At 38.4% G+C, this 21,723-nt stretch carries 19 protein-coding genes; 11 read left to right on the top strand and 8 right to left on the bottom strand.

Features of this window, described 5'->3' with window-relative positions; genetic code table 11:
• Positions 1–86 precede the first annotated feature (86 nt).
• The gene (locus tag V6W77_RS05035; RefSeq protein WP_334253979.1) at positions 87–1,436 is read right to left on the bottom strand and encodes a hypothetical protein; all 1,350 of its coding nucleotides are present in this window, start codon (positions 1,434–1,436) and stop codon (positions 87–89) included.
• Between the two features lie 160 nt (positions 1,437–1,596).
• Between V6W77_RS05035 and V6W77_RS05030 the strand changes: the two genes are divergently transcribed.
• On the top strand, positions 1,597–3,969 hold the full coding sequence (locus V6W77_RS05030) for a TonB-dependent receptor (RefSeq protein WP_334253978.1): 2,373 nt from the start codon (positions 1,597–1,599) through the stop codon (positions 3,967–3,969).
• A gap of 84 nt (positions 3,970–4,053) precedes the next feature.
• Here the strand turns inward: V6W77_RS05030 and bioD are convergent, their stop codons facing one another.
• Positions 4,054–4,773 carry a dethiobiotin synthase gene (bioD, locus tag V6W77_RS05025; protein ID WP_025236009.1) on the bottom strand — a complete coding sequence of 240 codons (720 nt, stop codon included), beginning with the start codon at positions 4,771–4,773 and terminating at the stop codon, positions 4,054–4,056.
• A gap of 52 nt (positions 4,774–4,825) precedes the next feature.
• Positions 4,826–6,010: an ROK family protein gene (locus V6W77_RS05020; RefSeq protein WP_334253977.1), complete on the bottom strand. Its 1,185-nt coding sequence runs from the start codon at positions 6,008–6,010 to the stop codon at positions 4,826–4,828.
• A gap of 134 nt (positions 6,011–6,144) precedes the next feature.
• Between V6W77_RS05020 and rnd the strand changes: the two genes are divergently transcribed.
• The 6 genes from rnd to tsaB all read left to right on the top strand — a co-directional run bounded on the left by rnd (position 6,145) and on the right by tsaB (position 13,440).
• A complete protein-coding gene (gene rnd / locus V6W77_RS05015) occupies positions 6,145–7,269 on the top strand; it encodes a ribonuclease D (protein ID WP_334253976.1) in 1,125 nt (374 codons plus the stop codon).
• Positions 7,270–7,319: 50 nt separating this feature from the next.
• Positions 7,320–7,802, top strand: coding sequence for a leucine-responsive transcriptional regulator Lrp (gene lrp / locus V6W77_RS05010; protein WP_025236006.1), 483 nt, complete (start codon positions 7,320–7,322; stop codon positions 7,800–7,802).
• A 10-nt stretch (positions 7,803–7,812) separates the two neighbouring features.
• A complete protein-coding gene (locus V6W77_RS05005) occupies positions 7,813–10,491 on the top strand; it encodes a DNA translocase FtsK (protein ID WP_334253975.1) in 2,679 nt (892 codons plus the stop codon).
• 175 nt (positions 10,492–10,666) lie between these two features.
• Positions 10,667–11,506, top strand: coding sequence for a KPN_02809 family neutral zinc metallopeptidase (gene ypfJ / locus V6W77_RS05000; protein WP_283385860.1), 840 nt, complete (start codon positions 10,667–10,669; stop codon positions 11,504–11,506).
• An 81-nt stretch (positions 11,507–11,587) separates the two neighbouring features.
• Entirely contained in the window at positions 11,588–12,676 is a 1,089-nt protein-coding gene (gene aroG / locus V6W77_RS04995) for a 3-deoxy-7-phosphoheptulonate synthase AroG (protein ID WP_334253974.1), read from the top strand.
• Positions 12,677–12,747: 71 nt separating this feature from the next.
• Positions 12,748–13,440, top strand: a complete 693-nt coding sequence (tsaB, locus tag V6W77_RS04990) for a tRNA (adenosine(37)-N6)-threonylcarbamoyltransferase complex dimerization subunit type 1 TsaB (protein WP_334253985.1) — start codon at positions 12,748–12,750, stop codon at positions 13,438–13,440.
• 73 nt (positions 13,441–13,513) lie between these two features.
• On the opposite strand, the gene V6W77_RS04985 is transcribed toward tsaB, so the two are convergent.
• Together V6W77_RS04985 and zapB are read right to left on the bottom strand one after the other, a co-directional pair.
• Positions 13,514–14,095 (bottom strand): thymidine kinase, encoded by a 582-nt coding sequence (locus V6W77_RS04985; protein ID WP_025236001.1) that lies wholly within the window; start codon positions 14,093–14,095, stop codon positions 13,514–13,516.
• A gap of 53 nt (positions 14,096–14,148) precedes the next feature.
• Positions 14,149–14,367 carry a cell division protein ZapB gene (gene zapB, locus V6W77_RS04980; protein WP_025236000.1) on the bottom strand — a complete coding sequence of 73 codons (219 nt, stop codon included), beginning with the start codon at positions 14,365–14,367 and terminating at the stop codon, positions 14,149–14,151.
• 194 nt (positions 14,368–14,561) lie between these two features.
• Here zapB and glpX point away from each other — a divergent pair, with 194 nt between their 5' ends.
• Positions 14,562–15,581 carry a class II fructose-bisphosphatase gene (gene glpX, locus V6W77_RS04975; protein WP_283385864.1) on the top strand — a complete coding sequence of 340 codons (1,020 nt, stop codon included), beginning with the start codon at positions 14,562–14,564 and terminating at the stop codon, positions 15,579–15,581.
• Positions 15,582–15,644: 63 nt separating this feature from the next.
• On the opposite strand, the gene V6W77_RS04970 is transcribed toward glpX, so the two are convergent.
• A complete protein-coding gene (locus V6W77_RS04970; protein WP_334253973.1) occupies positions 15,645–15,968 on the bottom strand; it encodes a transcriptional regulator in 324 nt (107 codons plus the stop codon).
• Positions 15,969–16,191: 223 nt separating this feature from the next.
• Between V6W77_RS04970 and pepP the strand changes: the two genes are divergently transcribed.
• From pepP to argA, 3 genes are all read left to right on the top strand, one after another.
• Positions 16,192–17,514: a Xaa-Pro aminopeptidase gene (pepP, locus tag V6W77_RS04965; protein ID WP_334253972.1), complete on the top strand. Its 1,323-nt coding sequence runs from the start codon at positions 16,192–16,194 to the stop codon at positions 17,512–17,514.
• A 112-nt stretch (positions 17,515–17,626) separates the two neighbouring features.
• Positions 17,627–17,812: a YegP family protein gene (locus tag V6W77_RS04960; RefSeq protein WP_025235997.1), complete on the top strand. Its 186-nt coding sequence runs from the start codon at positions 17,627–17,629 to the stop codon at positions 17,810–17,812.
• 131 nt (positions 17,813–17,943) lie between these two features.
• Complete coding sequence (gene argA / locus V6W77_RS04955) at positions 17,944–19,257, top strand: amino-acid N-acetyltransferase (protein ID WP_334253971.1); 1,314 nt, start codon at positions 17,944–17,946, stop codon at positions 19,255–19,257.
• Positions 19,258–19,321: 64 nt separating this feature from the next.
• Here the strand turns inward: argA and ilvN are convergent, their stop codons facing one another.
• The gene (gene ilvN / locus V6W77_RS04950) at positions 19,322–19,813 is read right to left on the bottom strand and encodes an acetolactate synthase small subunit (RefSeq protein WP_025235995.1); all 492 of its coding nucleotides are present in this window, start codon (positions 19,811–19,813) and stop codon (positions 19,322–19,324) included.
• On the bottom strand, positions 19,806–21,527 hold the full coding sequence (locus V6W77_RS04945) for an acetolactate synthase 3 large subunit (protein ID WP_334253970.1): 1,722 nt from the start codon (positions 21,525–21,527) through the stop codon (positions 19,806–19,808). Before V6W77_RS04945 ends, ilvN begins: the two co-directional genes overlap by 8 nt.
• Positions 21,528–21,723: the final 196 nt, after the last annotated feature.

The following is a 21,723-nucleotide window of genomic DNA, read 5'->3' as shown; positions in this document are numbered from 1 at the left end:
ATTTTTATATGGGGTTTCTTAATTATTTTAAAAATCGCAGTATGTAAATAATAGGCTAAGGTCTTTACCTTATATTTACTGAACGATTATTTTGTGCCACCAAATACAGCGTTATATTTAGTAATACCTTCTTCCTCGTCGCTTTCTAACTCAATAGTGCCAATAGCATCATTGAGATTCTCACCAACAAATTTGGTTGAATAGTAGCCTGATAAATGGTTATCTTTTTCAATATAAGATATTCCACTGTCCTTAAAGCTGATACTTTCTCTTAAATATTTTGCATCAGGTAATTTACTTTCATCCAGCTTAATTTTACCTAACGTTACGCTGTCTATTTCACCGGTGAGCTTATTTTTTTCCCATTCATTATCAAGATGGAGTTTTAAGGTAACATCACCGTCAAGTTGTGGAGCATAGGCAATAGTTTTACCATCAACAGTTTTTTCAAATCGGGCGATGACATTACCTTTATAGATGGCATCTCCGACTAAACCATCTTTCCATTGGGCTTTTCCGTTGACGATATCAAACACACCATATTCAGCATAGCTTGAGCCGCTGCCTTCCGCACTTTGTTTTTTACCATCTCGCCCTGTTGTTAAGCGGATATTAAACAATGAACTATCATTTTCATTGGTAAATAACGCACCGTAGCTTGAGTAAGGTTGGTTGATGTAGAGATAATTAATCTGTTTGGCATCAGGCATATCCTCATTTCCAACTAGAAGTTGTTTCCCTTCTAATTTGTTATCGTTCAATACTCCTGAATGTTTACCCAAATAACTTTCTCCGTTTGAGATTAAGGTTGGGATTCTGACATTTTCTTTATCCTCTGTACCAAGATTTAGCACTAAGTAGTAGTTATGGGGTTTGTCATCTTCATCAGCCACAAAAGGAGATTTTGAACCATCCGCATCAGGGTGAACAAAATGATCGCGATCTTCACGTCTTACATTGCCGGCATCGCTTAGTAATCCGTTATTTGCTAACGGAATTACACGCCATAATTTGCCTGAACTGTCTTCATTGACCGGTTTTACTGAAGTTGATGGCGTTGTTTTTTGTGGTTCGACCGGTTTTTCTTCAATAGGTTTAGTAGGCTCAGTCGGTTCAGCAGGTTTTGGCTGTTCAATGGGTTGTTTAGGTTCAGCAGGTTTAGCCGGCTCTGTTGGTTTGACTGGCACAACAGGCTTTGGTTGCTCAGATGGTTTTGGCTTAACTGGCGTATCAGGCTTTGTCGGCGTTGTTGTTTCAGCCTTTGTATCAGGTTTATTTGAGTCTGCATTTTCCGATTTTGCAGGTTTTTTGGTCATTTCGACCGCTTGTTCAGCTTTAGGTTTTTCAACTACACGAGCACCATCAGTAGATTTACAGCCGCTTAGGGCAACAGATACGGCAACCGCCGCTAAGGTTAATTTGAGTTTAGATTGCATAAAAAATTCTCCTTTTTAAAAGCCATAAAATATTAATGGATATTTTTTATTTGGCAAGAGTAAAATATAAAAATATATATAAATTTTTTATGGTTATTGTTGAAAGTCGATAAAATTTCGCGTAACTTATTAACCTTAATTTATTTATGGGAAAAGAAAAATGACAAACAAAACCCTTTTGGCGGTGCTGATTTCCGCCCATTTAAGTACGCTTGCCTTAGCTCAAACCAATGAAGACGTTGCCGTGTTAGATGAAGTCTCTGTAATTGGCAATACTGCAACACCTGTAATCGCCCAAGGCAGTGAGGTAACTTTACTCAAAGTCAGCGATAAAATTATTGACGGTAAAGAATTTAAAAAACGCTCGGCAACCTTAGGAAATGCCTTATCTGCTGAATTAGGCGTACACAGTAACCCATTTGGCGGAGGAGCAAGTAAGCCGATTATTCGTGGGCAAGAAGGTGCACGCATTAAAATTTTACAAAATGGCTCGGACGTAGTAGATATGTCCAGCCTTTCGCCTGATCACGCCGTAGTTGCTGATTCACTTTTGGCAAGCCAAGTAGAAGTATTACGTGGTTCAAGCACGCTGCTTTATACCAGCAGTTCGCCGGCTGGAGTAGTGAATGTGGTGGATAAACGTATTCCAACGATTGTGCCGGAAAAAGGTTATGAAGTAGAACTCAATAGCCGTTTTGATACCGCCAGTAAAGAGCGATTAGGTGTTTTAGGGGCAACTTTAGGATTAGGTCAGCACGTTGCCTTGCGAGTGGAGGGATTAGCTCGCCATAGTGATAACTATCGTGTCAAAAGTTTGCAGCTTGGCGAAAGGCTCAATTATGTGCCGGATACCTACAACCGCTCTCGTGTCGGCACAGTGGGCTTATCTTTTGTGGGCGAGCGTGGCTATATTGGAGCAGCGTATAATGAACGCACCGACACCTACGGCTTGCCGGGACATAACCATAAATTTGATGAATGTATCGGGCATATCTATAACGAAGTACGCGATAAATATGCTTACACCTACAAATATCCGCATTTGCTGGATGAAGATCTGATTAGCCACGGTCCACACTTCCATTGCGGAACCGATCACGAAATGGATGCAGGGCACAGCCACGATAATCCGTATGGTCATACCCACGACCATACCCACAAAGGTCCGTGGGTGGATTTAAAATCCAAACGAATTGATGTGAAAGGCGAACTGTTAAAACCGTTTAGAGGTTTAGATAAAATCCGAGCCAGCTATACCGATGTGAATTATTATCACGATGAAAAAGATGCCGGTTCGGTCAGCACTTTTGTGAATAAGCAGTTGAAGAAAGATCAGAACTATGGCAAGCCGGTCAATATTTACAAAAATCGGGGTAAAAACAGCCGCTTGGAGTTTTATCATTCACCGATTGGCGGCTTAACCGGTGTTTGGGGCGTGCAGTATCAGACGCAGAAAAGCAGTATGAATGCGCCGAACGACCGCGAAGTGCGTTTCCCATTGGTTGAAAACAATAATAAACAGTTGAGCCTCTTTGCGATTGAGCAATATATGTGGGATAACTTTGCCCTTGAGCTTGCCGGACGGATTGAGAAACAGAAAATTGAGATCGACTACGATCTTGATGAAATCAGACGTTTACAAAAATTCTACAGTGAATCAGGTGGCAGACAGGTTGAGCCGGATTTATCTCCATACGATAAAACTGCCTATGCCTATTCGGGTACGTTCAACTGGTTCTTCCATCCGGATTACCAGCTCTCGTTTACCGTATCACACAATGAACGTCATCCAACACCAATGGAACTTTATTACCACGGTCCGCATTTGGCGACCAGTTCGTTTGAATACGGTAATAAAGATCTGAAAAAAGAGCAGTCGAATAACGTTGAATTAGGGCTGAGCTATCAAGGCGAGAAGTTCGGTTATAAAACCACGGTGTACTATAACCACTTCAAAAACTATATTTTTAACGAAAATCTCTACCGTGAAAACCAGCTGTTTATGCGTCGTTACAGCCAAGCAAAAGCACGTTTTTACGGCTTAGAAGCGGAGATGAGTTATCGCTTTAATGAGCAATATCAAGCGACGATTTTCGGTGATATGGTACGAGGTTGGCTGACTGATTTACCTCCTGTGAAAGTAGGTGGCATTCATAAACATCATTTACCGAAAGATGCAAAACCGGGCGAAACTTATCTGCTTTACCGTGCCGATATGAATACGCCAAGAACGCCGCCACTGCGTTTAGGTTTACGGGTAAATGCACAATTTAATGAAAATTGGGCTGGTGAAGCGGAATTCTATCGTATGTTTAGCCAACGCCGTTTAAGCCAGTTAGAGTATCCGACCAAAGGGCATTCAATGTTGAATTTGGGCTTAAGTTACAGCAACAAATTTAAAAATGCGGAGTATAAAATTAGCTTGAATGGGACAAACTTACTCAATCAGCCGATCTATATTCACACCTCTTATCATCCGTTTGTTTCTCAACCGGGTCGGAATTTTATATTAGGAGTTGAAGTTAAGTTTTAATCTTTATCTTGTTGAAAAAGGGAGTTTCTTTTAATCGGAAACTCCCTTTTTATATGCAAAAAATCAGTGAAATTGAACCGCTTGCTATTTCTGAAAATACTCAAACAATGGCTCAGGGTTTTGGATATAGGCGGCTAATTGTTTTTGTTCCGGGTGTCCCATATAAGGAATTTGCCCTAATAGCGGTGCGTTAATTTTTTGACTGAGTAATTCAATCAGTTCGTGATAGTGTCGCAACCCAGGATTCACCCGATTGGCAACCCAGCCCACTAGTTTCCCTCCACGTTGCAAAATTTCATTGGCAGTAAGTAGTGCGTGATTAACACAACCTTCTTTAATACCTACCACTAACACCACCGGCATATCATTTTGGATTACCCAATCAGCAAAGCTATAATCTTTATTAATCGGGGTAAGCCAGCCATAAGTGCCTTCAACAACTACATTGGGAAATTTTTCTTCCAATCGAGCCAAATCGCTATTCAATTTTTCTAATTGAATATGATGAACGGCATCTAGTGCCGCAAATACAGGTGTACTGGAATGGATAAATGTATAACTGTTGATATCTCGATAACACACTTCTTTCGGGCAACTTTCCAAAATAGTTAATACATCGGAGTTATCTTCCGTTGCATAATCATATTGAGTTGGCTCGGTCGGTAAAGAGTCATCGCCACCACACGCAATCGGTTTATAACCCACTACAGGGAAATGGTGTTCAGTAAGGGTTTGGATAATCGCTCGGGTAACAACTGTTTTCCCAACATTTGTATCTGTTCCGGTAATAAATAATGAAGGCATTACAAATTCCTTTAACAAAAAATTCACGCCTTGTAGTTTAACCAAGAAAAGATTAATTTATACTGTCCTTGATCAAATTTCCGTCATAAATTCCTTGTTTTATTGCAGAACAAGCAATTAATGGGCTATTCCAATCATATTGACTGGTTACTAAATCAATTTTTAGATCTTGTAACAAATTTTTATGTAATTTTGCCGAAAGTTGGTTAAATAAAGGTTCTTTTATCCGAAGTAGAGGAGAATTGAACATAATTTTCTCACTAGAGAAAATGTTGATTAAATTCATTAAAGCATAGGCGAGATTATCGGTAATATGCTCTAAAATGGTTAATGCAAGCGGTTGATTTTCCTCAATTTTTTGACAAAATAAACTGATTTTTTGTTCCGGTGTTGCGAAATCATTCGGTAAATATTTATCAATTAATTGCACGATAACAGGGAAGGTAACTTGATTAATTAATTTATAACGATCAATAGTGTCCAATTCAGGGAATGCTTCATCACTTAATTGGCTGAATTTAGGCATATGCATATTATCAACATTCATTTTTGACTGTTTATGTAGCAAATTGCCGCTTAACAGTACGCTTACGTTTATTGTATCGTCTAATTCAATGAAAATTACATTGTTTTGGCTGATTAAAGAACCCACAGTTGATTCTGCCAATAGCCATAATTGAAAATGCTCGCTTAATAAAATTGGACAGTCAAATAATTGAGCAAGTTTAGGTGTGATATGGCAAAGCATATTGTGATTACCTAATTGTGTAATGCTCTCTTTTTCTGCATTAATTTTGCCTATAACACTTATAGAAACTGCAAGTAACTGCTCTTTATGGATAGTCTGAGCTTGCTGGAAATTTTCGATAAATTTCAAAATGTTATCGTCTAATTGAGTATAATTTTGCGGCGAGATTGTATAATCTTGCTTGTACATTTGCTTACCGTTTAATTCACAAAGGGAAATTTCAACCTTATGTGGTGAAACTGTTATGCATAATAATTGCCAAAAGAAATTTGAAACGGCTAAACCAACAGAAGGGCGCCCTCGAGCGAGTGTATTTTGCACCGTTCTTTCTAAAATAAAATGGTTGTCTATCAATATTTTAGTAAGATTAGTTACAGATGCCGGAGCTAAGCCGGAGAGCTTGGCTAAGTCGGTTCTTGAAATTAATTCAAATTGTTCGATTAAGCGGTAAATATTACCTAAATGTAAGGCTTTGTTATCGGAAAACATTTAAAAATTCCTTTTATCATCTTGATTGTGGCAATTATTTTTTGATCTGAAAAAAATAACAATCTTTTTTTGTTTATAATGAGAAACAGATCACATAATTATTTTATTCTTTGAAAAAATTACGGAAAACGAGTATGAAATCTTTAATTTGCTATAACTGGATTGATACAAACGAACAACTAGCAGCAGTATGCGAAGAGGCTAAAAAAGCAAATGCTATAGCACTTGATACTGAATTTATCCGCACCCGTACTTATTACCCCAAATTAGGTTTAGTTCAGTTATATGATGGCAAACAAGTCAGCTTAATCGACCCTACTACGATTTCCGATTTTTCGCCTTTTGTCTCATTATTGGCAGATAAAAGCACAATAAAAGTGCTTCACGCCTGTAGTGAAGATTTAGAAGTTTTCGAGCATCAATTCAAACAATTACCTGAACCAATGTTTGATACCCAAGTTATGGCAGGCTTCGCCGGCGTTGGTATATCAATGGGATTTGCGAAATTAGTTTCTCATTATTTAGATGTTGAACTGGATAAAGGGGCTTCTCGTACAGATTGGCTTGCTCGCCCTTTAACTGAACAGCAGTTGCAATATGCAGCAGCAGATGTATGGTATCTGTTACCAATTTATGAAAAATTGGCTGAGGCGTTAGCAAAAGGCAACTGGCAAAATGCGGTTAAAGAAGAGTGTGAGGCAATATCAGCTAAAATTCAGCGAGTTGAAGATAAAACCAAAGCCTATAAAAATATTGCTAATGCGTGGCGATTAAATCAGCAAGAGTTGGCTATTTTGCAAGTTTTAGCTAAATGGCGGATTGACGAGGCAGAAAAACGTGATCTGGCGTTAAATTTTGTGGTGAAAGAAGCAAATCTGCTTCAAATTGCTAAAATACAGCCAAAACACACATCTCAATTATTAGAATTTATGCACCCTAATGAGGTTAGAATTCACGGTAAAAAAATTCTCTGGTTAGTCGAGCAAGGAAAAGCAGTGAAACCTGAAAATTATCCTATGCTTATTTATCGTTTAGTAGACGAAAAAGGCTATAAATACAATATGCAAGTAATGTTGCAAAAATTAGCCGAAATTCGACCGCTTGATCTTGCCCCGGAACTGATCGCAAGTAAACGCCAATTAAGCCAACTATTTAAATGGTTTATTGATGGTAAGCCGCAAGAAAAAATACCTGAATTGTTGAGAGGTTGGCGAGAATCTTTTGGTAAACAATTATTATCGGTGTTATCGCAAAATTAGTTAGGACTATTTGTGTCTAGCACAGTATAATTGCCTAAAAAGGAGTATATATGGAACATAAAAAACTACCTAAAGCACTAGATGCTATTGATTTAAAAATCTTAAACGAGCTACAACGTAACGGAAAAATCTCAAACATTGAGTTATCGAAACGTGTAGGGCTTTCACCAACCCCTTGTTTAGAGCGAGTTAAACGCCTTGAAAAAAATAACGTGATTACAGGTTATAAAGCGTTATTAAATCCGGAATTGTTAGATGCTCCTTTATTGGTTATTGTGGAAATTACCCTTGTGCGAGGTAAGCCCGATGTATTTGAGGAATTTAATAAAGCGATCCAGCAGTTAGACGAAATTCAAGAATGCCATTTAGTGTCAGGGGATTTTGATTATCTATTAAAAACCCGTGTGGCAGATATGGCAGCATACCGTAAATTACTGGGTACAACCTTATTGCGTTTACCAGGCGTGAACGACACCCGAACCTATGTGGTAATGGAAGAAGTAAAACAAACCAACTATTTGTTGTTAAAGTAAGGAGAATTGAGTGTTAGATCAACTCAAACCACATTTTAAAGGTAAAGAAACGTTAATTAAGTTAATGCTTATATTAGCTTGTCTGCTGGGTATTTATTTACTGGTTGCGTGGGCAAGTTATAGTCCGTTAGATAATGCCTGGACAGTTGCAAGCACACTTACGCAAACGACCTTAAATAAAGCTGGCGGTTTCGGTGCTTGGAGCATTGATATGCTTTACGCTATGTTTGGAAAAGTAGCGGTATTAATCCCTTTTACCTTAATTATTTCATCAATTTATGTATTAGGTATGGGCTTAAGCTCTGAGATGAAATGGAAAACTTTCTGCTTCCGCTTAATCAGCTTTCTCTTGCTAATGGTTGGGCTTGCAGGCTTATTTAGCGTACTTTTCTCAAACACCGCGTACTATCTTTCCGGTGGATTTATTGGCGGAATTTGGCAATCTGTACTTTCTGAAACGATGGGGCAGTTCGGGGCATTACTTATTGCGATGATTTGTACAGTCGCTGGTTTATATTTCTGCTCAGCTCAATCATTGCTACCTATTTTATTGCAATTCTATGATTGGCTGATGGCAAAAACAGAAGAACGCAAATCTGATGAAGTTTCGCACAATTTGCAAAGTTCGGAGCAAAATCAACCGCTTGCAGTAGAACAAGAAACAACTGTTGATGTAGAGGAAGAAAAACAACCGCAATTTACGGATATTTCAGCGTTCAAACGCCCAAATATCAGTGGATTAAGACAATCTGCCACTGAAACAACCAATAATAATGAAATGTATGATATTGAACCGGATTTAGAACTGCCAACTATTAATATCAATACTCAACTTGAAACTGCTGATGAGGTGATTGAACAAGTTGAACCTGAAGAATTGGATTATCGCTCGCAGCATATTCAAATAAATGACGTTCAAATGCCGACAATTCGTTTAAATACCGCAATTGAAAATGAAATAGAAGCTACAACAACATTTACTGAGACAATCCAAAACGAAGCAATTATTCCTCAAGTTCAAATTGAAAATGTGATTGAGGAAGAGCACGAAGAAACGGTTGAAGATGAAATTGATGACGTGCGTGAAATTACACCTGAGTTTATGGTAACACCGCCGAAAGCAATGAAAGAGGTTACGGAGCAACCAAGTTACCCGAAAGGGTATGGCGATACCTTAATTCACCCACTTTTACAACGCAAAGTAACCACCGAGAAGCCAACAACCCCATTGCCAACATTGGATTTGCTGGATAAAGCTCCTGTTCAAACACAGCAAATTACCGAGCAAGAAATTCGTGATACTTCTGTACGTTTAGAAGCAGAATTAGCGAATTTTGGTGTGAAAGCAACCGTTGAAGATGTGTTGGTCGGTCCTGTTGTTACTCGCTATGAAATTCAACCCGCAGCAGGGGTTAAAGCATCTAAAATCACCGGTCTAGCCAGTGATATTGCTCGTGGATTAATGTTTAAGGCAATTCGTATTACTGAAGTTATTCCAAATAAACCCTATATGGGGATTGAAACACCAAACAAACATCGTGAAACCGTGTGGTTGCGTGATGTATTAGATAGCGATGAATTCCTTCATACCACTGCAACCTTGCCAATGGCTCTCGGTAAGGATATCAGCGGTAATCCTGTTGTGGTTGATATGGCGAAAATGCCGCATCTATTAGTTGCAGGGCAAACGGGTGGCGGTAAATCGGTTGGAGTGAATACAATGATTTTAAGCCTCTTGTTCAAGCTTACGCCTGAGCAAGTTCGCTTTATTATGATCGACCCGAAAGTGGTGGAGCTTTCCATTTATAACGATATTCCGCATTTATTAACGCCGGTAGTAACCGATATGAAAAAAGCAGCCAATGCGTTACGCTGGGCGGTAGAAGAGATGGAACGTCGCTATATTTTAGTAAGCCATTTACAGGTGCGTAATATCGAGGGCTACAATGCTAAAATTGACCAAGCGGCGGCAATGAATTTACCAATTCCAGATCCAACGTGGCGACCGGGCGATTCAATGGACAGTTTACCTCCGCCACTACAAAAATTAAGCTATATTGTCTTAATTGTTGATGAGTTTGCCGATTTGATGATGTCTGCCGGCAAAGAAGTGGAAGAATACATTATGCGAATTGCACAAAAAGCAAGGGCTGTAGGTATTCATTTAATTCTTGCTACCCAACGCCCATCAACGGATGTAATTACAGGCGTGATTAAAGCGAACATTCCAAGCCGTATAGCCTTTACGGTGGCGAGCCAAATCGACTCAAGAACGATTTTAGACTCTGGTGGTGCAGAAGCCTTATTGGGGCGAGGCGATATGCTTTACTCTGGGGCGGGAAGTCCGGATATTATCCGCGTACACGGGGCATTTATGAAAGATGAAGAAGTACAACGTGTGGCAGATAACTGGCGAGCAAGAGGCAAACCTAACTATCTTGATAGCATTGTAGAATCTAAATCAGATGATAATGACGCTAAAAATGATAATGCAGGGGGAGATTTAGATCCGCTATTTGACGAAGTCGTAGAATATACTATTGAGACAGGTTCGGTTTCCATTAGTAACATTCAACGCCGATTCTCACTAGGGTTTAACCGAGCCGGCAGAATTGTGGATCAAATGGAAGCACAGGGGATTGTGTCTGAACCGGGTAAGGGTGGAAAACGAGAAGTGCTTGCAAGATAAGCTTTAATTAGAAATATAAGCGGTTAGATTTCATCAAAAATTTACAACGTTGGTAAATTTTGACAAAGATCTAACCGCTTGTTTTTATTTAAGCTAAATTAATCGTAGTATAAAGAGAACCTTTGAGCTAAAATCAACCTAATTTTTAATTTTCGTTTATGGATTGGAGAAGATTATGCGATTAGGTGGGTTAAGACGTAGTAATAACGTGGAAGACAGACGTGCAAGTGGTTCAGGGAGAATGTCCGTTGGGCGAGGTAAAGGGGGCATTCTTACCTTTATTATTGTGCTGGTCGGGGCTTATTATGGCGTGGACTTAAGCGGTTTAATGGGCGGTCAAGAAAGCTACCAACAAGCATCATCAAAATTGGAAAGTTCCGAAGAAGCACATTTAGAAGATTTATCTTCTAAAGTGTTAGCCAGCACAGAAGATATTTGGAATGCTTATTTCAAACAAAATGGTATCTCTTATAAAGAGCCAACTTTAGTGCTTTATCGTGGTGCAACTCAAACTGCTTGTGGTACAGGTCAATCGGCAATGGGTCCTTTCTATTGCCCTGTAGATCAAAAAGTATATATTGATTTATCATTCTATGATGATATGCGTAAAAGACTGAGAGCATCGGGAGAATTTGCGTTCTCTTATGTAATTGCACACGAAGTAGGACACCACGTTCAGAATTTATTAGGAATTACAGGTAAAACTCAGCGTGAACAGATGAGAGCTAAGTCTAAAGCGGTGGCAAATCAGATTTCAGTTAATGTAGAATTACAAGCCGACTGCTTTGCTGGCGTTTGGGGGCATCAACTTGCTCAGCAAAATAGATTAGAGCAACGTGATATTGAAGATGCCTTTAATGCTGCACAGGCTGTAGGCGATGATAGATTACAACAACAAAGCCGAGGCTATGTTGTGCCGGATAGTTTTACACACGGCTCGTCAGCTCAACGTTTAGAGTGGTTCAAAAAAGGCTTAACTGCGGGTAATCCATCAGTTTGTAATACATTTAATTGAAAAGTGAATTAAATATTTGAAATGTCCTTATTGTTGTACTATTATGATAGTACAACTTTATTTTTATTTAGAGAGTGAAAAATGGCTTATACAGATACTAAAAACGATGATGTTAGAATCACAAATATTGAAGAATTATTACCTCCAGTTGCATTATTAGAACGCTATCCTGCCAGCGATGTAGCAGCAGAAACTGTTGAACAAACTCGTAAAGCAATCCATAAAATTTTACACGGAGCTGATGATCGTTTGTTAGTGGTAATTGGACCTTGCTCAATTCACGATCCGAAAGCAGCGTTAGAATACGCACAAAAAATCAAAGAAATGCGTGCAAATCCTACAATTAACCAAAATTTAGAAGTAGTAATGCGTGTATATTTTGAAAAGCCGCGTACAACTGTAGGCTGGAAAGGTTTAATTAACGATCCATATTTGAATGAAACCTATGTATTAAATGATGGTTTGCGTATTGCTCGTAAAGTGTTATCAGACATCAATGATTTAACTGTACCAACAGCAGGCGAGTTTTTAGATATGATTACCCCACAATATATGGCAGATTTTATGAGCTGGGGAGCAATTGGAGCGAGAACGACAGAATCGCAAGTTCATCGTGAGCTTGCTTCAGGTTTATCTTGTGCCGTTGGCTTTAAGAATGGTACAAATGGTGGTGTGAAAATTGCATTAGATGCGATTTCTTCAGCAAAATCACCGCACCATTTCTTATCTGTTACCAAATTTGGACATTCTGCGATTGTAACGACCGCAGGTAATCCGGATTGTCATATTATTTTACGTGGTGGCGATAAATGCACTAATTACGATGCAGTATCTGTTGCTGAAGCTTGTGCAGCTATCGAAAAAGCCGGTAATCGTCCACACGTTATGGTTGATTTTAGCCACGCAAACAGCCAAAAACAATTTAAACGCCAAATGGACGTTTGTGAAGATGTTTGCAGACAAATTGCAAGTGGTTCAGACTTTATTTCAGGTGTGATGATTGAAAGCCATTTAGTAGAAGGTCGCCAAGATTTAATCGAAGGTAAGGGTTTAGAGGCTTTAGTTTATGGTCAAAGTATTACCGATGCTTGTATTGGCTGGGAAGACAGCGAAAAAGTGCTATTTGCTTTAGCCCAAGCGGTAGAACAACGCCGTAAAAATCGTTCGTAAAATTTCAATTTTTAACTAATTTTTATATAATGGCGTACGTTTAAACGTATGCCTTTTATTTTCTTAGAGAGATTATGACAACAATTCTTGCCTTAGATACCGCAACAGAAGCCTGTTCGGTTGCGTTACTGCATAATGGAAAAATTTCCACCCTTGATGAAATTAGCCCTCGTTCCCATACACAACGTATTTTGCCAATGGTTGATGAATTACTTACGCAGGCGAATATTCAGATCAAAGACGTTAATTATTTGGTATTCGGACGTGGTCCGGGCAGTTTTACGGGGGTTAGAGTGGGCGTAAGTGTTGCTCAAGGCTTGGCAATGGGAGCAAACTTGCCTGTAGTGGCTGTCTCTAATCTAAAAGCAATGGCAGAAGAAGCCTACCAAAAACTCGGTGCAGAAAACGTCATTGCATTAATTGATGCCCGAATGAATGAAGTTTATTTTGCTCAATTTTCCAGAAATGGCGATGAATGGAATGAGATAGTAGCAGAACAAGTTTGTTCGCCTGAAGCTGCAATTCAACAATTTCAATTAATTGAAAATACTGTTGTAGTCGGTACAGGCTGGGCGGCGTATTCGCAATTTTCCGAACAAAATTTACCGCTTGTAGTTAGCGAAATTACCTTACCTTCAAGCCGGTATATGTTATCTATTGCACAGGCAGAAATGGCAAAAGGTAATGTTCAGTCTGCACTTGAAATCGAACCTGTTTATCTAAGAAATGAAGTAACTTGGGAAAAATTACCGAATAAACGATAAATACAAGCGGTTAAATTTTGTTATTTTTTTGCAACTTGCAAATTTCTAGAGAAATTTAACCGCTTGTTATCTATTATAACTTACCCAATTTTTGCTTGTAGTGATAACGACAGACTGAAAGATATTTATCATTACCGCCAATTTGGATTTGTTCGCCTTCTTTAATTGCTTCGCCTTTCTCGTTTAAACGAATAACGAAATGAGCTTTTTTACCACAATCACAGATAGTTTTTAGCTCTTCTAATTCATCTGCCCACGCCAATAAATATTTACTCCCTTCAAATAATTCCGCTTGGAAATCAGTGCGTAATCCATAGCAGAGTACAGGAATTTTTAATTTATCAACCACATCAGTAAGTTGGTAAACTTGAGCTTTAGTAAGAAATTGAGATTCATCAATTAAGATACAGTGTAACGTTTTGTTGTTGTGAGATTGCTTAATTTCTGCAAATAAATCAGTTTCAGCATTAAATAATGTCGCCTCTTGAGAAATACCAATACGAGAGCTGACTTTCCCAACACCAAAACGGTCATCAATCGCAGCGGTATAAACTAATGTATTCATACCACGTTCTTGATAATTATAAGAAGATTGAAGTAGCGTAGTCGATTTGCCCGCATTCATTGATGAGTAGTAAAAATAGAGCTTTGCCATATTTGATAGATAATAAAAAAACGGCTAACAATTTAGCCGTTTATGATTGAAAATTAAACGTTGTCGATTTGACCTAAAAGTGAACGTAAACGATCTTGGAAATTTTGTTGCTCCACTTTTAATTGTTCATACTCATTGCGTAATGTTTCGTTTTCTTGTCTTGCTGTATCGTTTTTACCTTTTAATTCTTCAACTTCTAATTGAAGTAATTGAATAGTTTCAACAGCTTGTTTGATTTTTTCTTCTAATTGGTCTAAAACCGATAATGACATAATAAATTCCCTCTAAATGATGTAAAACTTGTAAAGATTATACTCTAAATCAGACCTTATTTTCATAAAAAAGTTTGGTTATTTATGAATTTTTATGCAAATGATGATTTTTTAGTAACGCAGGCTTCCCGTTACTGTTAAAATATAATCTCTCTTCTTTTAAAGTTTTTCTTTCAAGAAACTAAGGAACAAAAATGAAACGAACTCTTTCTTTTGAATTTTCTCGTGTAACAGAAGCTGCTGCACTTGCAGCTTATTCTTGGCTTGGGCGTGGTAATAAAAATGCGGCGGATGAAGCGGCTGTTAAAGCAATGCGTTTTATGCTAAACCAGATGGAAATACGCGGAGAAGTTGTTATTGGCGAGGGCGAAATTGATGAAGCTCCAATGTTGTATATTGGTGAAAAAATCGGTTTATCTCGTCTGGAAGATGAAGAAATCAGTATAGCAGTTGATCCGATTGATGGAACGCGTATTACCGCGATGGGGCAATCAAATGCACTGTCGGTACTTGCTGCAGGGGGGAAAGAAACATTCTTAAAAGCTCCTGATATGTATATGGAAAAGCTGGTTGTCGGTCCTGAATGCAAAGGAATGATTGATTTAAACCTACCGCTTGAGCAAAATCTTCGCCGTGTAGCCTCTAAAAAAGGCAAATTACTTTCTCAATTAACGATTGCTATTTTAGCGAAACCTCGCCACGAACAAATCATTGCTGATGTACAAAAACTTGGTGTAAGGGTTATAGCTATTCCAGATGGCGATGTGGCAGCAGCAGTACAGTGTTGTTTACCAGATGGTGAATTAGATCTGCTTTATGGTATTGGCGGAGCACCGGAAGGCGTTGTTGCCGGTGCAGCAATTCGAGCCTTAGGTGGCGATATGAATGTAAAACTCATTCCCCGTAACCAAGTAAAAGGTAATAGTCCGGAGCATTTAACCGCGACGGAAAAAGAGCTTTCTCGTTGTAAAGAGATGAATGTACCGATTAATACGGTGCTGAAATTAGAAGATTTAGTGCGTGATGATAATATTGTTTTTGTCGCAACAGGTATTACATCAGGCGATTTATTGAAGGGAATTAAGCGTAGAGGCAATATTGCTAGCACAGAAACCCTATTAATTCGCGGTAAATCACGAACTATCCGTAGAATCCAATCTGACCATTACGTTGATCGTAAAGATAATGAGCTACTTTCATTAATGGATTTATAATTTCCCTCATAAAATCGGGCAATACGCTCGATTTTTTTATGTTTTTCCAATACGTTGTAACGCTTATTCAGACTGATGGGTATTGATTGCACATAAATTAAATCCTAATGTTTCTGCAACCACACAAATTGTCTGAAATTTCACTTGGCTCGGGTCTTTAAATAAACGTTTAAGAGTAGAGCTTGAAACGCCTGTTTGCATCTCAAGCGTAGTAAGTTCGATCCCCAATAATTTCCTTTGTGCATTTAATTGTTTTCCAAAATGCTCCAAGTCATTAATTTTATTCTTCTCAAGTAATTTCTGTTCTTCTTGCTCCTGCTTTAACGCCTGTTTTCTGAGTTGATTTAACTGGTTAATCTGATTTTGTAATTCTACTGAAAGTTTCATAGTTATCTCTATAGTTCATATTAGGTCTTTTCTGATCTTATTATAAATAAAATGGATTGAAAAAGGTCTTTTTATTGTGTTAAAGGTTATATTTAATCTTAAATTATTTTTGAGAGACATTCAATATATCAAATATAAGCTTTAATTGATTTAAGCCAGGTTAAAAATATGGGATTATTTGTGTTAAAATAGCTGTACTAAAATGAAATAAAGAGAGGAATTTATGGATCTCGCTTATTTGGCAAAAATGCCGCAAGAGGAATTTACCGCACGCCGTGAACGTGTATTTGAGCAAATGCAGGATAACTCAGCATTATTGATTTTTACCGAGTCAGAAAAACGTCGTAACAATGATTGTGATTATTTATTCAGACCCGATAGCTACTTCTGGTATCTCAGTGGATTTGCTGAGCCTCAATCAGCCATATTATTGATTAAACAAGCAGATAAAACAGAAAGCATTATTTTTGTTCGGAAAAAAGCCCCTTTAATGGAAACCTGGAATGGGAAGCGATTAGGCATTGAAAATGCTCCTAAAACGTTACAGTTTCACGAAGCTTTTGATGTTGAGGAAATAAACTCCGTTCTTGCAAAAAAATTAGCAAATTTGACCGCTTGTTATTATGCAAGGGGCTTGCAGGAATGGGGCGATAACATTCTTTTTTCTACATTTGATGAAATGAACGCAAATCGTCAAAAAACACCTACTACATTGATTGATTGGCAGCCGATGTTATCTGAAATGCGATTAATTAAGTCAGAACTCGAAATTGCACTTATTCAACAGGCTTGCCATATTTCTTCGATGGCACATATCCGAGCAATGAAACAAACTCGTCCAAATCGTTATGAGTTAGAAATTGAGGGGGAAATGCAGCACGAATTTACCCGCTTTGGAGCAAGATTTCCTGCCTATAATTTTATTGTAGCAGGCGGAGAGAATGCTTGCATTTTGCACTATAATGAAAATGACCAAGTGTTAAATGATGGTGATTTATTACTGATTGATGCAGGTGCGGAATTTGCTTATTACGCCGGCGATATCACCCGAACGTTTCCGATTAACGGCAAATTTTCCAAGCCACAAAAAGAACTGTATGAATTAACACTTACGATGATAAAAGAAGCAACAAAGCTACTTGTGCCGGATAGTTCTATTAAGGCAGCTAATGATAAAGCAGTGCAAATTCTCACAGAAGGTTTGGTTCGTTTAGGTATTTTGACTGGAAATGTGGACGAATTGATTGAGCAAAAGGCATATCGTCAATTTTATATGCACGGCTTAGGGCATTGGTTAGGATTAGATGTGCACGATGTTGGCGATTATGGCACAGAGCGGGATCGTCCATTACAAATTGGTATGGTGCTGACAGTTGAGCCGGGTATCTATATTCCGAAAGAAGCAGATGTACCGGAGCAATATAAAGGCATTGGAATCCGTATTGAAGATAACCTGCTGATTACCGATTATGGTAATAAAAATTTAACCAGTGGTTGCCCGAAAGAAATTGCTGATATTGAGCAGTTGATGCAATCGGCACAATAAATTTGCAATTTTTTGTAAAGAAATGACCGCTTGCTTTGATATTTTTCTGAATTTCGCTTAAGCTAACTCAACCAAACACAGTGTTTGGGGTTAGCACATTAAGGAGTAATATATGTATTTTGAAATTTATCAAGATGCTAAAGGCGAATACCGCTGGCGTTTAAAAGCAGGTAACCACGAAGTAGTTGCAACAGGCGAAGCGTATAAAACCAAACAAAGTTGCCAAAAAGGTATCGAAGCAGTTAAAAAAGTAACCGCAGAAACAGAAGTTAAAGATTTAACTAAAGCTGAAGCATAATAAATAAAGCCCTGATATTTTGAATATTAGGGCTTTGTTATTTATGCAAAAAATATGACTAATTATTCAATTTAATAGTTGCGGATTTTTCTAAAAAAGCTAATATAGTGGCTACTATTACGAGGAAAATTATGCACAACACAGAATTAGCTTTAGCCCAGTGGTTTAGACAATCTACGCCCTACGTTAATATGCACAGGGGGAAAACCTTTGTGATTATGCTTGATGGCGATGTTATCGAAAGCCCAAATTTTATCAATATTATCAATGATATTAGCTTATTGCATAGCTTGAATATCAAATTAGTGATTGTGTTTGGGGCAAGACCGCAAATTAATCAGCTCTTAACCCAAAATAATATTGAGCCTGAGTATTACAATAATATCCGAATCACAAATCCGCAATCGCTAGAGTATGTTAAACAAGCGGTAGGGAAAGTGCATTACGACTTATTTGCCCGCCTTTCGTTGCGTTTACCGCATTCCGAAGTGATTAATGTAGTGAGCGGTAATATGATCTTGGCTCAGCCAATTGGCGTAGTTGATGGGGTAGATTATGCCTTAAGTGGCAAAATTCGTCGCATTAATGTGGAGAGCATCAAACAGCAGCTTGCTCAAAATTCAATCGTATTACTTGGACCTATAGCCCCTTCTGTAACAGGAGAGATGTTTAATTTACCGTTTGAAGATATTGCCACTCAAGTTGCAATTAAACTTCGTGCCGATAAATTAATCGGTTTTTGTGAAGAGCAGGGTATTTTAGATGAAGCAGGCAATGTCATTTCGGATATCTTGCCACAAGATGCACAAAAGGTACTGAACAATTTAATCGAGCAAGGGCAGTATCATACAGCAAAAGCCCGTTTTTTACAGGCAGCGATCAGTGTTTGTCGAGAGGGGGTAAAACGTTCCCATTTACTGAGCTATAAAGAAGATGGCTCACTACTGCAAGAGTTATTCTCTCGTGATGGTATCGGTACACAGTTCTCAATGGAAAGCTCGGAAAATATTCGCATTGCTACTGCAAGAGATATTCCGGGATTACTGGATTTAATTCGCCCACTTGAACAACAGGGCATTCTGGTTAAACGCTCTCGTGAACAGCTAGAAATGGAAATTGCTAACTATACCATTATTGAGCGGGATGGCGTAGTGATTGCGTGTGCGGCATTGAATGTCTATTCGGAAGAAAAAATGGCAGAAATGGCTTGCGTGGCGGTTCACCCGGATTATCGAGATTCCTCAAGAGGCGATATTTTATTGGAGAATATCCGCAAAAGAGCAGAGCAGTTAGGAATGGAAAAACTCTTTGTGCTTACCACTCGAACTACACAATGGTTTCAAGAACGTGGTTTTAGATTAGCAGATGCTCAAGATTTACCTCGTTATAAGCGAGAAAATTATAACTATCAACGCAGATCAAAAGTGTTGATATTGCCACTCTAAGATAAGAAAATCCCTTTATCTTTCAATAAAGGGATTTTGCAATTTTCAGCGGAAATTTAACCGCTTACAGGGCGTTTTTATCGCCACGAGAGAGGCTAATTACCCCGGAACGAACGATTTCAACGATTGAGGTTTCTTCTTTCACAGCCTCAATAAATGCGTTAAGTTTTTCACTCGAACCTGAGAGCTGAATGGTGTAAAGTTTCGGGGTTAAATCCACGATTTGTCCACGATAAATATCCACCATACGTTTTAATTCATCACGAGATGAACCTGTTGCACGTACTTTCACTAATAACACTTCACGCTCAACGTGTTCATAAGCACTTAAATTACTTACTTTAAACACATCAACTAATTTGTGTAATTGTTTTTCGATTTGCTCTAGTACTTTTTCTTCGCCTTGTGCCACAATCGTCATTCGTGAAAGGCTTGAGTCATCGGTTGGAGCAACAGTTAAACTTTCAATGTTAAAGCCACGTTGTGAGAACAGGGCAACCACACGAGATAACGCACCTGATTCATTCTCTAATAATACTGCTAATGTTCTACGCATTTGTTCTCTCCGTTTTACTTAACATCATTTCATTCATTGCACCGCCACGAATTTGCATTGGATAAACGTGTTCTGTTTCATCAATCAAAATATCTACAAAGACCAATTTATCTTTAATGCTAAAGGCTTGAGTTAATTTTTCTTCCAATTCAGACGGGTGATCAATTTGAATACCAACGTGTCCATAAGCTTCCGCTAATTTAGCGAAATTTGGTAGAGAATTCATATACACCTGTGAATGACGACCTGAATAGATAATATCTTGCCACTGTTTTACCATACCTAAGAAACGGTTGTTTAAGCTGATAATAACAACAGGGGTGTCGTACTGTTTAGCAGTTGAAAGCTCTTGAATATTCATCTGAATACTGCCATCGCCCGTTACACAAATAACCGTTGCCTCCGGGTGAGCAAATTTAACGCCCATTGCAGCCGGTAAGCCAAAGCCCATTGTACCTGCACCACCTGAGTTAATCCAACGGCGTGGTTTATCAAAGCCATAATGAAGTGCAGCAAACATTTGGTGCTGACCGACATCTGATGCAACATAGGCTTCACCATTAGTAAGTTTGTGGATCATTTTAATGACTTGTTGTGGTTTAATTACCTCTGAGCTTTCTTCAAAAGATAAGCAGTTACGAGCTTTCCATTCATCAATTTGTTGCCACCAAGCGGTCAAATCTGTCTGACTTTTTACAAGATTTTCATCATCTAATAATGATAAAAATTCATCAACTACATTTTTTGCACTGCCTACAATCGGAATATAAGCCGGTACGGTTTTTGAAATAGAGGCTGGGTCAATATCAACGTGAATTACTTTCGCATTAGGACAGTATTTGGCTAAATTATTTGTTGTACGATCATCAAAACGTACACCAATACCTAAAATTAAATCACTTTCGTGCATTGCATTGTTTGCTTCATAAGTACCGTGCATACCGAGCATTCCTAAGAATTGTCTATCAGAAGCAGGGTAAGCACCTAACCCCATTAATGAGGTTGTAACCGGAAGATTTAGTTTTTGAGCAAACTCTGTAACTTCTGCAGAGCATTCTGCATTAATTACACCACCACCAATGTAGAGAATAGGCTTTTTCGCAACCAATAAGGCTTTCAATGCTTTTTTGATTTGCCCTTTATGACCTTGTACTGTTGGATTGTATGAACGCATTGATACTGATTTCGGATACTCATACGGATATTTATTTAATGGGTTTACCATATCTTTCGGAATATCAATCACAACAGGACCGGGACGACCGGTTGAAGCAATGTAGAATGCTTTTTTGATGATATGAGGAATATCTTCCGTATTTTTTACCAAGAAGCTATGCTTTACTACAGGGCGAGAGATACCAATCATATCGCACTCTTGGAAAGCATCGCTCCCAATAAGGTTAGATGGAACTTGCCCTGATAGGATTACCATTGGGATAGAATCAGTATAAGCGGTTAAAATACCTGTAATGGTATTGGTTGCTCCCGGTCCTGAAGTAACCAGCACGCACCCCACTTTACCGGTAGAACGAGCATAGCCGTCTGCCATATGTACAGCAGCTTGCTCGTGGCGGACTAAAACGTGGTTTAAGCCAAGTGTATGAATGGCATCATAAATATCAAGTACAGAGCCACCCGGATAACCGAAAACGTATTCAACGCCTTCATCTTTAAGGGACTGTACCACCATTTCTGCACCAGAAAGTTTTTTCATTAAATCCTCCAACCAAAAATCGCATTAAGTTGGTTCGATTCTGCAGGATTTTTTTATAGCTGTCCAGCTATGTCTTTAACAAGAATTCTGGTTTTATCTGCTTTTTAAGCTAATAAAATCGGATTTTTATAAAGATAAAATTAGATAATAGTGGCATTATGATTTTATATGCTATATTTTATGCTTTTATCAAAAT

Origin of the sequence: Mannheimia indoligenes, from assembly GCF_036880405.1 — a bacterium.
Classification (GTDB): domain Bacteria; phylum Pseudomonadota; class Gammaproteobacteria; order Enterobacterales; family Pasteurellaceae; genus Mannheimia; species Mannheimia indoligenes.
Note: the sequence above shows the minus strand (reverse complement) of the source record. Positions and strands in the feature narration are given on the sequence as shown.

Bases quoted from the DNA above. Each gene is read 5' to 3' on its own strand.
- ypfJ (WP_283385860.1), top strand. From the start codon at position 10,667: ATGCGATTAGGTGGGTTAAGACGTAGTAATAACGTGGAAGACAGACGT.
- bioD (WP_025236009.1), bottom strand. From the start codon at position 4,773: ATGCCTTCATTATTTATTACCGGAACAGATACAAATGTTGGGAAAACA.
- zapB (WP_025236000.1), bottom strand. From the start codon at position 14,367: ATGTCATTATCGGTTTTAGACCAATTAGAAGAAAAAATCAAACAAGCT.
- V6W77_RS05035 (WP_334253979.1), bottom strand. From the start codon at position 1,436: ATGCAATCTAAACTCAAATTAACCTTAGCGGCGGTTGCCGTATCTGTT.
- rnd (WP_334253976.1), top strand. From the start codon at position 6,145: ATGAAATCTTTAATTTGCTATAACTGGATTGATACAAACGAACAACTA.
- pepP (WP_334253972.1), top strand. From the start codon at position 16,192: ATGGATCTCGCTTATTTGGCAAAAATGCCGCAAGAGGAATTTACCGCA.
- V6W77_RS05030 (WP_334253978.1), top strand. From the start codon at position 1,597: ATGACAAACAAAACCCTTTTGGCGGTGCTGATTTCCGCCCATTTAAGT.
- argA (WP_334253971.1), top strand. From the start codon at position 17,944: ATGCACAACACAGAATTAGCTTTAGCCCAGTGGTTTAGACAATCTACG.
- V6W77_RS04960 (WP_025235997.1), top strand. From the start codon at position 17,627: ATGTATTTTGAAATTTATCAAGATGCTAAAGGCGAATACCGCTGGCGT.
- lrp (WP_025236006.1), top strand. From the start codon at position 7,320: ATGGAACATAAAAAACTACCTAAAGCACTAGATGCTATTGATTTAAAA.
- ilvN (WP_025235995.1), bottom strand. From the start codon at position 19,813: ATGCGTAGAACATTAGCAGTATTATTAGAGAATGAATCAGGTGCGTTA.
- aroG (WP_334253974.1), top strand. From the start codon at position 11,588: ATGGCTTATACAGATACTAAAAACGATGATGTTAGAATCACAAATATT.
- V6W77_RS05020 (WP_334253977.1), bottom strand. From the start codon at position 6,010: ATGTTTTCCGATAACAAAGCCTTACATTTAGGTAATATTTACCGCTTA.
- V6W77_RS04985 (WP_025236001.1), bottom strand. From the start codon at position 14,095: ATGGCAAAGCTCTATTTTTACTACTCATCAATGAATGCGGGCAAATCG.
- V6W77_RS04945 (WP_334253970.1), bottom strand. From the start codon at position 21,527: ATGAAAAAACTTTCTGGTGCAGAAATGGTGGTACAGTCCCTTAAAGAT.
- glpX (WP_283385864.1), top strand. From the start codon at position 14,562: ATGAAACGAACTCTTTCTTTTGAATTTTCTCGTGTAACAGAAGCTGCT.
- V6W77_RS04970 (WP_334253973.1), bottom strand. From the start codon at position 15,968: ATGAAACTTTCAGTAGAATTACAAAATCAGATTAACCAGTTAAATCAA.